Genomic DNA, 12,306 nt, shown 5'->3' with positions numbered 1-12,306 from the left:
ATCAGCCTCCTTCTTAGTAGTTATCAATAATATCGCCTAACGGATCACCTGTATTTGAATTTCCGCCGTTACCTGAACCGCCTTGTTTGGAAAGTGCCAAATAGATGAGAGCAAGCGCGACGCCGATTGCACCAAGACCAATCAGTGTGATTTGGGTCACCGTTGCGAGTACAAACCCAATGGCGAAGAATGGCCATACTTCTTTTGTCGCCATCATGTTGATAACCATTGCATAACCAACGGCAACGACCATGCCGCCGCCGATTGCCAAACCATCAGTCAGCCAAAGCGGCATTGATGCAAGCAGTCCTCTAACGGGACCGGCACCAATTGCTAAGATTAACGCTGCAGGGACAGCAATTCGGATGCCTTGCAGACAGATTCCGGCGATTTGCCAAAACTCGACTTTTCTAAAGCTTCCTTCATTAGCTGCCGCATCCATGAAATGAACAAATGCGGTTGCAATCGTACGACAGATGATGGTTAGTAATAAACCGGCAACGGCAAGCGGAACGGCAATCGCGATTGCCGAAGACACACCGGCACTGCCCTGCCCGCCAAGAACCAAAATAATTGCGGATGCGATGGAGGCGAGCGCTGCATCAGGCGCCACAGCGGCACCGATATTGGCCCAGCCGAGCGCAATCATTTGAAGTGTCCCGCCTAAGATGAGGCAGGGTACTAAGTTTCCTGTTACAAGTCCGATTAACGTACAAGCGATTACTGGTTGGTGGAAATGAAATTCATCCAATATTCCTTCCATACCAGCTAGAAATGCGACGATAATGACTAATATAATTTGAATAATGTTTAAGTCCATAATTATCGTTCCTCCGTTTCTCCTGATCATTTAATTATCTTAATCTGTTCAGTTCTTCTTGAGCTTTCCTAATAATTTCATTCATGTCATCCTTCGAATCGTTTGGAACTTTACGCACATCGAATTTTACGCCGGCCTTTTTTAATTTGGCAAAAGCATCGATATCGTCTTGCCCAAAAGCGAGCACCTTGTTCGGTTGCACTTTACCCGGTGAGTGTGCCATCGATCCAACGTTAATTGTTGTCAATGGAACGCCGCCTTCAACTGCTCGAAGCGCGTCCTGCGGATTTTCAAAAAGAAGCAGTGCGCGTTGACCGCCGAAATGCTGGTCGTCTTTCGCAATTTTGATCATTTGATTGACAGGAACAACATGCGCTTTAACGCCTGGCGGAGCCGCCTGTTGGATTAATTTCTTTCGCAGTTCATCATTGGCTACCGTATCAGAGACGACAATGATGCGTGTCGGCTGTGTTGTCTTTGTCCATGCAGTGGCGATTTGTCCGTGAAGTAAACGAGAATCGATACGCGCCAGCACGTATTTAAATTTACCAGGAGCACCTGTATTTGTTTTCTGAGCAGAAGCTGCAACTGCTGGCTTTGTCGGCTCTAATTCTTCAGGTCTTATTTTGACCCCTTCTTTAGCTGTTCCTGAAATATGCGTGGCAATTTCACGGGCAGTGTTCATTGATAAGCGTGAAGCATACGCTTCGATTACCATCGGTAAGTTCATGCCGGAAACAATCGCCCATTTGTCTTTGTGTGCTTCAAACAAGCTGTTGACTTGATTGAATGGTGTACCGCCCCAAAGATCGACTAAGAACAGTACTTCTTCCTGATCGTCGAAAGTGGCAATCGCTTTTTTCAGTTTTGCTTTAACGGCATCGGGTCCTTCGTTAGGCATTAAGGTGACCGTTTGGACATTCTCCTGCTCTCCGAAAATCATTGAGCCAGATTGGAAAATGCCTTCAGCAAAATTGCCGTGGCTCGCTAGGATAATCCCTACCATTTCTTCATACCTCCTATTGTAACTATTTTTTACATTAGCAAATGACTCAAGCATCCAGATATGTTATCGTTTTCATAAGCACGCCGGATCAATTTGCTGTGCCGGAATCTTCTCACCCCCCTTCATGTCTATGGAGATGCAAGGCAAAGTATATCGGAACGGTTAAAAATCATTCGTTTTACACCAAACCTTTTTCGGAAAGCGATTTCCAAAGATTTTTTGAACTATCATTGGAAACCTTGCGGACATCAAGCTTAATTCCTTGACCATGTAACCATTTGAAAGCTTCCACATCTGCCACATTAACGGCGATCGCATCAGTGACCATGATCCGCGTTGTGTCAAAACTAATCGCACCAATATTGATCGAATCAACCTTTATGCCGCCTTGGACAACACGTCTTGCATCAACAGGATCCTCAACCAAGATCATCGGTTTTAAAACATTAAAACGCAGATCATGATAGAGTCTGATCATTTTGTCCACCGTGATGATGTGCGTTCGAATTCCGGGGGGCGCAGCTTGGGTGAGTAATGTCTTTCGCGTCACATCACTTGCAACGCGATCAGACACAATTAAAATACGATTAACCTTTATGGCTTTGGCCCAATTCGTTGTCACTTGCCCGTGCAACAAGCGACTGTCAATACGCAATAAACGAACATCCATTGTCATGACCATTCACCACCAATGCTCGTGCGACCAAACCAAATTCTCCACCTTTTCCGAGTAAGTAATCCCCGTACACTCATGCAGTTGGTTTTCCAGGTCACCTCATAGCGCTTTCATGATTTGAGTTTCAACCAGCGAGAACTTGAATTATTCCTCAGAAAACAACTACACTACACGACAAGCAATTTACATGCCACTTTTTGTGTATCAGACCAAAGGGCTGGTATAATAGGTATTTACTACTAATCAAAAAAAGATTGATACAATAAAACTGTGTATCAATCCTTTTGTGTATCGTTTTTTTCGTTTTCTGTCTTAAATAATTCGATGATATAATACACTTCTACCTCTGAAAGATTAATATTAAGCGTTTCATGTAGAACCTCATTCGCCTGCTTAACGATCGGATACAACTTTTCAGTTCTGACGCTCGATCGTTTTTGCTCATCGACACTCATTTCTGAGCGCGTCAGATAGCGTTCAAGCGCTCCCGCCATATGCATGATTAAACTAATTTTGAATGCATTTGACATTTTAGACTGACTGCGCCGCTGAATAAAATCGCAATAATTCCACAATATTTTTACAATTTTTGCGGGATTAATGAATGTAAAATACTGTCCCAAATACTTCTGACTCACTTCTTCCGTTAATGACTCTGATTGTTCCAAAGCCTCTGATTCACCTGCAGTATGATTGTTTATTTCTTCGATCAGACTGACAAAACTTTCGCCTCCACCCTGCAATAAGTTCTCCAATGAAACAAATGGAGCTGCAACTTCGGGTTTCACAACGCCGGTCGTAGCCACGATTTGATATTTTTGCCGAATCTTAGCAATTTGTTCTTTCATAGTCACGACCGAAACTGTGATTACTGTGATATCATCAATTAGATTATCGACTAATATCTTATCCAACAGATCCTTAATTCGTCGAGCTGTTCCCTCGCCAGTTGAACAAATTGCAATAATCGCCTTCTCTCTTTGATTTGATAGTGTCTGAACATAATTCTTTTTTCTATGGACCTTTTCAATCGTTTGTGCATAGCCGTCAAATTGACGCAATTCCCGATATACTGTTTTAAGATCACTATCGATCAGCGCTGTTTTACGGGCTGCTTCGAGCACCATCGCTGTAGTCACCATATCAATCGTTTTGACATGAACATTCGTTTTCTCGGTCAGTTTACTGCTAAATGTGTTAAGAGATCCCATATCGACCAATAGTAAAACCCCGTTGCCCTGATCAATTTTTTTAACTTGTGCGGCAATACCATCCAACGCGACTTTAGGACTCATTTCAAGCGGCATATCGTAGGCAGCAATATTATCTACGGACAGCAATTGCGAAACAACGTGAACCATTGAGGATGCGGTACTGTTGCCATGGGCCGCTACAACGATTCCAACTTTCCCGGTTTTAGGTTCTGATTTTAAAGATACAAAAAGGATCGCCATGTAATAAACTTCAGATTCAGGAATAGGAAAATGATAATGATCCTCGATCAAGTCTTTAACATGTTCAGCAATCTTGAGTTCAGCTGGATAATCATGGACCATTGAAATCAAATCAGCCGGAATAGTGCGTAACGGTTTTCCTGACTGGACGCGTTTAATAAAAGAACTGATGTGCAGGCTCATCGCATAAATGAAGTTATCTCGGACCGGATAACTCTCTCTTTCCTGAAGCAGCAGTTGGATCCGTTTTGTTAAATCAATAATCTCTTGATCAACGATCTCATTCAAACTGCTGACGTTTCTTTCCAACTTCCCTTGACGATAAAACGATTTTAAATGCAGATTGATATCGGTCATAATGAAGTTATTGATCGCTGCTTGATCCAATCCTTCATCTTTCAGCAGCGCAGCTTTATCACCAATGATTTCATACAGATTATATGGCAGTTCATAACTGTCACTATCGGGCAGACCACGCTCAGCATCAGGCTTGATCACCATCGTTGGTTCGAGCAATCGACTCAGGTTCCCCAGTTCTTGCCGATTGTTCGCTAAGTTGGAAAGTCCATCTTTGATATTAGGCGGCAACTGGCTGAAAATCAGAGTTATTTCATTTTTATTACGCATGCTATTCAAAAAACCTTGAGCACATACTAATTGAATATTCGATTTCAACTGCCCAACATTACCGTAGGTGACACTTCCCAGCAAAGCTTGGACAACATCTTCACTTAAACGAATATTTTTATGGATCCGATTCGCTTCAAGCGTTAATAATTGTTCTAGTAACTGCAACTTTTCACGTGCACTTCTTTGGTTAAAATCGGGCAGTTGAATGATAATCGGGATACGGCGGACAAAAGTCTGCAGCAATGAACTTTTCGGGTCTTCAGTCGTTGCGTAAACCAGTCTGACGTCTGCATGATGCACTTTGGCAGTTTCGCCTAAACGGCTGTATGTTCCATGATCCATAAAATAAAAAATCATTTCTTGTCCCTCGGGCGGCAGACGATGGACTTCATCAAGAAAAAGCATACCGCCATCAGCTTCCTGAATCAGACCATCTTTATCAGCGTTAGCACCGGTAAAAGCCCCTTTGACGTAGCCAAACAGATGCGACATCAATAACTGCGGATTGTGTGCGTAGTCCGCACAATTAAATGTAGTAAATCCCTTTTTGGAAATGATCCCCCTATCCAATGCAAAATGGTACATTTTATTAGCGAAATACGTCTTACCGGATCCTGTTGGACCAATGATCAGTGTGTTCAGTCCATGTGGCGGATAAAGCAATGCCGCTTCGGCCTGCTCGACTTGATTCTTTAGGCTGTCGCGACTGCCAATCATGTTATCAAAAACATCCACGTTGTTCTTCTTTGCAGTCGACTTCATTTTAATGCTTTGATTACGGATACGAGCATCTCCCGCGAACCCAATGTTGGGTTTCTGCTCCAGCATAAATCCACGTTCCCCTTCTTCACTATTCATGAAATAGTGAACGGGTCGCCCATTTGTCTTCTTTACTTTTCCCTCTCTGACAAGCTGATTTAACACATTGCTCACATTCGGACGAAGCACACCAATCGCTTCGGATAGTTCGCTCGTTGTAATGCCTTGATCCATACTAAGCGCGCACTTTTCCAGATAGGTCAAAACTTTTTCACGACGTGTCATTATATTCCCTCCTTTTTTAAGTCTATTGTGTATCGACAGTGTATCACAGGTTGAAAAAGTAAGCGAATTCATCAACTTAAATTCAGGATTTATAATGGCATCCGATTACCTGCGCGCATCGTGTTAATTGACATAAGCAAACGATTAAACTTACAATTACTTGACATATATATTTTATTACTTATACTTACTTAAGCAAGATACTTTTTAGTTGCTATTTGGGACTTACCGTCACCATCGTGGCTCATTAAAATTGCAAGACTGACAAACGATATGAAAATCTGGGTTGCGCGCAAATGAACTAATTACTGGCGTAAGAAAATAAAACGATTCCCTTCAAATAGAAAGAGGTGGCGCATCATTTATCAAGAAGAACGGCTTGTCGCTATCCTAGACTATTTGCAAAAAGCGCGTACGATGTCCGTTGCTGACATTTGCCAACGTTACACGATCTCACGAGATACGGCCCGCCGCGATATTGTTAAGCTTGTGAACCAAGGAGCTGCAACTCGGACACATGGAGGCATTGCCCTTCCGGATTTAGGCAACAAGATCCTAGCATATCGTGACCGGCTGCAAACGTATTCTGAAGAAAAAATGCGCATTGGTAAAGAAGCAGTTTCCTATTTAAATTCAGATGGCTGTTATTTTCTAAATGCGTCAACCACCATTTCCTGCATGGCTAGGCAACTTGAGGCACAGGTCAGCGTCTTTACGCAATCACTCGACGTTGCAGAATTATTGTCTCAACAACAGAATGCAACCGTCCATTTACTTGGCGGGAAATTGAACCATGAAAATCGTTTTTTCTTTTCTATGGAAAGTGCGCGGCAGATTGAGCGAATTCAATTTGACGGTGTTTTTCTCGGTGCAGCAGCAATAGCTGAAGATGGTATTTACTATGAGGATGAAGAAGATGCATGGATCAGCAGGCTTGCAACTGAACGCTCCGAATGCACAATTATCCTTGCCGATCACAAAAAGTTTGATAACCGAAGCAGGTTCAAAGCCTTTGATTGGGATGCCGTGGATGTGCTGATTACCGATCGCACTCTGCCTCAACCAATCCATACATTAATGGAGACACACGGCATTCAACTCATTATTGCCAATTAATCGCCACGGAAGCAACTAAAAAAAAGCATACAAGGAGAGGTATACTATGCCCATTCACTTGATTTTCAGTGACATCGATGGTACATTAATCAATTCAAATCATGTCATCACGGAAAAAACGATTCAAGCAATCAAAGGATGTGCAGAGCAATCTATTCCCTTCATCCTAGTATCGGCGCGGATGCCAAGTGGAATTCTCCCTTTGCAACAGCAGCTCGGTTCATCGGATCCGATTATTTGTTATAGCGGCGCGCTCATCGTCGATACGCACAATGTCTTTTCCGATAATAAGGTCTTGTTGTCGACCACAATGAACCCGCTAACCGCACAATTTGTTTATCAGCAAATATGCGAGCGCTTTCCTAAAATTAGTTTTTCAGCATATAGCTTCGACCGCTGGCTTGTCCCGGAACGTATTGATCCTTGGATCGCTCAAGAACAAGCAATTGCCCAAACACCAGCCTATGCCTGTGCCTTTCACGATCAAACTTTCGATGAATTACCGCCTATTCATAAACTACTCTGTATGGGGGATCCGGCGGATATTGATCAACTTCAGGAAACTTTGGGCGAGTTAAACCTAGATGCTGAATTTTACAAATCAAAACCTACTTATTTGGAAATCATGGCCAGGAACGTGAGCAAGGCACGTGCATTACGAGAAATCATGGATCGCTATCACATTGACCAGAAAGACACGCTCGCATTTGGCGACAACTTCAATGATGTCGCGATGCTTCGATTTGCCGGAATTGGCGTCGCGATGGACAACGCCCCGACACAAGTCAAAGGTGCTGCAGATTTTGTGACTTTATCTAATGATCAGGATGGCATTAAAGCAGCTTTGGAACGATTAGGCGTACTTAAAGTCAACTATTAAATCTTATTCGTTTTAAGCTGTTCCAACCAACGATCCAAAAAGTCGAAAAGGATCACTTTGTTTTCTTGAATAAATCCAAAATGCCCGCACATATCCGAGATACTCTGAACATATCGCCCGCCGGTCAATTCGCTTCGTGAATGAGCAATGATCTCGCGAATGTTCGCTTCACCGACCCCAAGGTGGAATTGCAATCCCACGACCCGCTCCCCATAAAGAAACGCCTGATTTCTACAGGCCTTGCTAAAGGCAACATGAGACGTGCCTTTTGGAAGATCGAATGTGTCTCCGTGCCAATAAAAAACCGTCATCTGTTTCGGCATGCCATAAAAGGCGGATCAATCTTGCTCATCAAAGAGATCGGGAGCCAGCCGATCTCTCTTTCTTTACCTGGATAAATTTTTGCGCCAAGACAATCAGCAAGTAATTGAGCACCCGAACAAATACCGAGCACAGGAATATTTGTTTTCATCGCCCTCTCAATCCATTCTTTTTCCTTCTTCAGCCACGGATAATCGTTTTCTTCATAGATATTCATCGGATCACCCATAATCACAAGCAAGTCCATCTGCTCAAAATCAGGTTCGTCAAATTCCTTTTCATAAAAATGTGTTCCGGACAGACGATATTTGCGTGCCAGACACCATTTGGAAATAAATGCCGGTTTCTCAAAAGAAACATGCTGAAAATAATGTACGTGCACCTGCTTCATCTCCCCTTAATGACTATGTGTGCGCCGCGCCATATTTGAAATAGACAAAGTCCGGATAAGAGGAAGAATCTCTTTTCCGGACTGGTCCCGCAACAATCAATCGAATATGTCTCCGAGCATATCCATCACTGACTTCTTCTTTTTTCTGCGTGGATCGTTATCTCTGTACTTTCCTTTATCATAGTATGGATCTTCCTTATAGTCACGATCTTTATAGACTTTTCGATCATCATCATGTTGATCTTGTTCATACCAATCATTAAACGGGCGGCGGACTTCCTTCACTCGGCTCGATAATTTGTCTAACTCACCGCGATCCAGCCAAACACCTTTGCAGTTCGGGCAAATGTCAATCAATACACCGTCTTTCTCAACTTCTCTCATACGTATATCATCGCATACCGGACAATACATGGCACCACTTCCTTTCATACTAATAGTGTATCAAAAATTCAATTAATACGCTTTCATTAAGCTACTCCTTCTTTTTGCATCATCTGTCACAGAATCATTTTTCCATTAATTAATGTTAACAAAAAAGTCACATTTTAGGTGTAAGCGTTTACATCTGTTATTATATAATTAATGTGTGCTCAAGAATACTTTGTTCAATTAGTCGACCATTTAAATGAGGAGATGAACGACATGGAAGCAGTAGTAGAAGGAAGTAAGTATGGATCTGCTTGGGATGGATTTGTTGACGGAATTTGGAGTAATGAAATTAACGTTCGCGATTTCATCATGAAAAATATACATGGATATACGAGCGACGAATCGTTCCTTGCCGGACCAACAAAGAATACGGAACTTCTTTGGAAACAAGTAATGGACCTTTCCGAGCAAGAACGGAAGAACGGCGGTGTTCTCGACATGGACACCGAGATTATTTCAACCGTCACCTCTCATCAGCCCGGTTACTTGAATAAACAACTAGAAAAAATAGTCGGTGTGCAAACCGATGCGCCTTTCAAACGTGCGCTGATGCCTTTTGGAGGAATCCGAATGGCAAAGCAGGCATGCGAATCCTATGGATATAAATTAGATGATAAAGTCAACCATTTCTTCACAGAATATAGAAAAACACATAACCAAGGCGTCTTTGATGCCTACACCGATGAAATGAAATTAGCACGCCACGTTGGCATTATTACCGGACTTCCGGATGCATACGGTCGCGGACGAATTATCGGAGACTATCGCCGTGTTGCCTTGTACGGCATCGATTTTCTGATTGAGCAAAAGAAAATCGATAAACAAAACACAAGCAGTACAATGAGTGAAGAAGTCATTCGCCTGCGTGAAGAATTATCTGAACAAATTCATGCGCTGCAAGATATTAAGAAAATGGCCGCAAGCTATGGCTTCGATATTTCCAAACCGGCAACAAATGCCCGCGAAGCGTTCCAATGGCTGTACTTCGGTTATTTGGCTGCGGTTAAAGAACAAAATGGTGCCGCTATGAGCCTCGGCAGAACATCATCGTTCCTTGATATCTATATTGAGCGTGACCTTGCGAACCATGTGCTTACTGAAGAAGAAGTTCAGGAATTGGTTGATCACTTCATCATGAAGCTTCGTCTTGTTAAGTTCGCACGTACACCAGACTACAATGAATTATTCAGCGGAGATCCGACTTGGGTAACCGAATCTATCGGCGGCATGTCTGTTGACGGACGCACCCTCGTCACAAAGAACTCGTTCCGCTTCTTGCATACTCTGGAAAATCTCGGACCGGCACCGGAGCCGAACCTAACCGTACTTTGGTCGAAACAGCTGCCGAAAGCATTCAAAGAATATTGCGCGAAGATCTCCATCAAAACGAGCGCGATTCAATACGAAAACGATGACCTGATGCGCGTTCAATACGGAGACGATTACGGCATTGCTTGCTGCGTATCCGCAATGCGGATCGGAAAACAGATGCAATTCTTCGGCGCACGTGCCAACCTTGCGAAGACCCTGCTTTACGCGATCAATGGCGGTGTCGATGAAGTCAAGAAGGTTCAAGTCGCTCCCGCACTCGCGCCGATTACTAGCGAAATTCTCGACTACGATGAAGTCATGGTAAAATTCGACCGTATGATGGATTGGCTGTCTGATCTTTACATCAATACACTAAATGTCATTCACTTCATGCATGATAAGTATTCCTATGAGCGCGCCGAGATGGCCCTTCATGACACGCACATTCTGCGCACGATGGCAACGGGAATTGCCGGACTGAGTGTTGCCGCAGATTCACTAAGTGCCATCAAATATGCGAAAGTTCATGTTCAGCGTGATGAAGACGGCATCGCAGTGGGTTTCAACATCGAAGGCGATTTTCCTAAATACGGAAACAATGATGATCGCGTGGATACGATCGCAGTGGATCTCGTTGAACGCTTCATGGGCAAACTAAAAAAAGTCAACACTTATCGCGATTCTGTACCTACTTTGTCCATTTTGACCATCACATCGAATGTAGTTTACGGCAAAAAGACCGGCAGCACTCCAGACGGCCGACTTCATGGCGAAGCATTTGCGCCAGGAGCGAACCCAATGCATGGACGTGACAGCAAAGGAGCACTCGCTTCCCTGTCGTCAGTCGCTAAACTGCCTTATCGTTATTCTTTAGATGGCATTTCCAACACATTCTCCATCGTTCCGCAAGCGCTTGGTAAAGATGATAGCGTTCGTAGTGCGAATCTGGACGCAATGCTTGACGGTTATGCGGTTAAAGGGGGTCATCATATTAATATCAATGTGTTCAACCGTGAGACGCTGATTGATGCGATGGATCATCCTGAAAAGTATCCGCAACTGACCATTCGTGTTTCCGGATATGCCGTCAACTTTATCAAATTGACTCGTGAACAACAGTTGGAAGTCATTCATCGGACCTTCCACAAATCAATTTGAGTCAATCCGAGATAAGTACCTGCACTAAAGAAAGGAGGGAATCGTCAATGGTTCTTGGCACTATTCATTCTATTGAATCGTTCGGAACAGTTGATGGACCCGGCATTCGATTTGTCGTCTTTACTCAAGGCTGTCCGCTCCGATGCAAATACTGTCACAATGTTGACACTCGAGCAATCGGTACGGGCAAGCAAATCAGCGTCGATGAGATTATCCGTGAACTGAAAGACTACTTGCCGTTTATCCAATCGTCAGGCGGCGGAATTACGGTCAGCGGAGGCGAAGCATTGCTTCAAATGCCTTTTCTCATCGAACTATTCAAGGCATGCAAATCGATAGGAGTTCATACAGCTCTCGACACATCCGGATGTTGCTATGTCGATGCTCCCTTCTTTCACAAGCGGTTTGATGAATTGGCAAAGTACACAGATCTCGTGCTTCTAGACATTAAGGAAATCAACTCGGAACGGCACAAATGGCTGACCGGCCAACCAAACGAACACATACTGGCATTTGCCAAAGTGTTATCAAAAAAACAAATTCCGGTCTGGATCAGACATGTTCTTGTGCCTACAGTTACCGATTCTGAAGAAGACTTGAGCGCACTCGGTGCCTTCATCAACACACTGAGCAATGTGGAACGTGTTGAAATACTGCCCTATCATCAAATGGGCGTCTACAAATGGGAAGCAATGGGACTTGATTATCCGCTCGAAGGCATTGAATCGCCGACGGATGCAGAAGTGAAACGTGCCGCCCAATTGATTCAGCAAAATATTATAGAGCCGCTCGTTACAATCCCGCAATAAAAAAAGAAACGCGCTTCGCAGGAAATTTCTGCGAAGCGCGTTTTTTGCGCAATAAGAAAGTATAAAATCTTAAAAGATTAGCGGAAGCTAGCATAAGCGCAACTTTGGCTTTGCCCTTTTCAATGGCTTGGCAAAGCCAAGTTTTCTAACACTGGTAGGAAAGTATAAGAAAACAAAAAATTTAAGGAAACGAGTTATCATGAACAAAACTAGCCCCCTTGATTGTAGAATCGTGGATTAAATGGGGAAAAATGAAAG

11 protein-coding genes are annotated in these 12,306 nt (G+C 43.4%); 4 read left to right on the top strand and 7 right to left on the bottom strand.

Annotated elements, in window-relative coordinates:
- Nucleotides 1-13: 13 nt before the first annotated feature.
- The 4 genes from ABWW58_RS00510 to ABWW58_RS00495 form a co-directional block, all read right to left on the bottom strand.
- The gene (locus ABWW58_RS00510; RefSeq protein WP_353867351.1) at nucleotides 14-820 is read right to left on the bottom strand and encodes a PTS mannose/fructose/sorbose transporter subunit IIC; all 807 of its coding nucleotides are present in this window, start codon (nucleotides 818-820) and stop codon (nucleotides 14-16) included.
- Nucleotides 821-854: 34 nt separating this feature from the next.
- Nucleotides 855-1,826, bottom strand: coding sequence for a mannose/fructose/sorbose PTS transporter subunit IIA (locus tag ABWW58_RS00505; RefSeq protein ID WP_353867350.1), 972 nt, complete (start codon nucleotides 1,824-1,826; stop codon nucleotides 855-857).
- Between the two features lie 178 nt (nucleotides 1,827-2,004).
- The gene (locus ABWW58_RS00500) at nucleotides 2,005-2,502 is read right to left on the bottom strand and encodes a PTS sugar transporter subunit IIB (protein ID WP_353867349.1); all 498 of its coding nucleotides are present in this window, start codon (nucleotides 2,500-2,502) and stop codon (nucleotides 2,005-2,007) included.
- Between the two features lie 275 nt (nucleotides 2,503-2,777).
- Complete coding sequence (locus tag ABWW58_RS00495; RefSeq protein ID WP_353867348.1) at nucleotides 2,778-5,630, bottom strand: sigma-54-dependent transcriptional regulator; 2,853 nt, start codon at nucleotides 5,628-5,630, stop codon at nucleotides 2,778-2,780.
- A gap of 321 nt (nucleotides 5,631-5,951) precedes the next feature.
- On the opposite strand from ABWW58_RS00495, the gene ABWW58_RS00490 reads away from it, so the two are divergent.
- Complete coding sequence (locus ABWW58_RS00490) at nucleotides 5,952-6,746, top strand: DeoR/GlpR family DNA-binding transcription regulator (RefSeq protein ID WP_353867844.1); 795 nt, start codon at nucleotides 5,952-5,954, stop codon at nucleotides 6,744-6,746.
- Between the two features lie 46 nt (nucleotides 6,747-6,792).
- On the top strand, nucleotides 6,793-7,626 hold the full coding sequence (locus tag ABWW58_RS00485; protein ID WP_353867347.1) for a Cof-type HAD-IIB family hydrolase: 834 nt from the start codon (nucleotides 6,793-6,795) through the stop codon (nucleotides 7,624-7,626).
- Here the strand turns inward: ABWW58_RS00485 and ABWW58_RS00480 are convergent.
- From ABWW58_RS00480 to ABWW58_RS00470, 3 genes are all read right to left on the bottom strand, one after another.
- Complete coding sequence (locus ABWW58_RS00480) at nucleotides 7,623-7,937, bottom strand: type 1 glutamine amidotransferase family protein (protein ID WP_353867346.1); 315 nt, start codon at nucleotides 7,935-7,937, stop codon at nucleotides 7,623-7,625. The two genes, ABWW58_RS00485 and ABWW58_RS00480, sit on opposite strands and share 4 nt — an antisense overlap.
- On the bottom strand, nucleotides 7,934-8,329 hold the full coding sequence (locus ABWW58_RS00475; RefSeq protein WP_353867345.1) for a type 1 glutamine amidotransferase: 396 nt from the start codon (nucleotides 8,327-8,329) through the stop codon (nucleotides 7,934-7,936). Before ABWW58_RS00475 ends, ABWW58_RS00480 begins: the two co-directional genes overlap by 4 nt.
- Before the next feature lie 105 nt (nucleotides 8,330-8,434).
- A complete protein-coding gene (locus ABWW58_RS00470) occupies nucleotides 8,435-8,752 on the bottom strand; it encodes a TFIIB-type zinc ribbon-containing protein (protein WP_353867344.1) in 318 nt (105 codons plus the stop codon).
- A gap of 231 nt (nucleotides 8,753-8,983) precedes the next feature.
- Between ABWW58_RS00470 and pflB the strand changes: the two genes are divergently transcribed.
- A complete protein-coding gene (gene pflB, locus ABWW58_RS00465) occupies nucleotides 8,984-11,239 on the top strand; it encodes a formate C-acetyltransferase (RefSeq protein WP_353867343.1) in 2,256 nt (751 codons plus the stop codon).
- 47 nt (nucleotides 11,240-11,286) lie between these two features.
- Entirely contained in the window at nucleotides 11,287-12,048 is a 762-nt protein-coding gene (gene pflA / locus ABWW58_RS00460; protein ID WP_353867342.1) for a pyruvate formate-lyase-activating protein, read from the top strand.
- The last annotated feature ends 258 nt before the right edge of the window (nucleotides 12,049-12,306 follow it).

It is taken from the genome of Sporolactobacillus caesalpiniae (genome assembly GCF_040513385.1).
In the GTDB taxonomy this organism is placed as follows: domain Bacteria; phylum Bacillota; class Bacilli; order Bacillales; family Sporolactobacillaceae; genus Sporolactobacillus.
Note: the sequence above shows the minus strand (reverse complement) of the source record. Positions and strands in the feature narration are given on the sequence as shown.

Excerpts from the sequence above, each read along its gene's own strand:
- ABWW58_RS00510 (WP_353867351.1), bottom strand. The coding sequence starts at position 820 with ATGGACTTAAACATTATTCAAATTATATTAGTCATTATCGTCGCATTT.
- ABWW58_RS00505 (WP_353867350.1), bottom strand. The coding sequence starts at position 1,826 with ATGGTAGGGATTATCCTAGCGAGCCACGGCAATTTTGCTGAAGGCATT.
- ABWW58_RS00500 (WP_353867349.1), bottom strand. The coding sequence starts at position 2,502 with ATGACAATGGATGTTCGTTTATTGCGTATTGACAGTCGCTTGTTGCAC.
- ABWW58_RS00495 (WP_353867348.1), bottom strand. The coding sequence starts at position 5,630 with ATGACACGTCGTGAAAAAGTTTTGACCTATCTGGAAAAGTGCGCGCTT.
- ABWW58_RS00485 (WP_353867347.1), top strand. The coding sequence starts at position 6,793 with ATGCCCATTCACTTGATTTTCAGTGACATCGATGGTACATTAATCAAT.
- ABWW58_RS00480 (WP_353867346.1), bottom strand. The coding sequence starts at position 7,937 with ATGACGGTTTTTTATTGGCACGGAGACACATTCGATCTTCCAAAAGGC.
- ABWW58_RS00470 (WP_353867344.1), bottom strand. The coding sequence starts at position 8,752 with ATGTATTGTCCGGTATGCGATGATATACGTATGAGAGAAGTTGAGAAA.
- pflB (WP_353867343.1), top strand. The coding sequence starts at position 8,984 with ATGGAAGCAGTAGTAGAAGGAAGTAAGTATGGATCTGCTTGGGATGGA.
- pflA (WP_353867342.1), top strand. The coding sequence starts at position 11,287 with ATGGTTCTTGGCACTATTCATTCTATTGAATCGTTCGGAACAGTTGAT.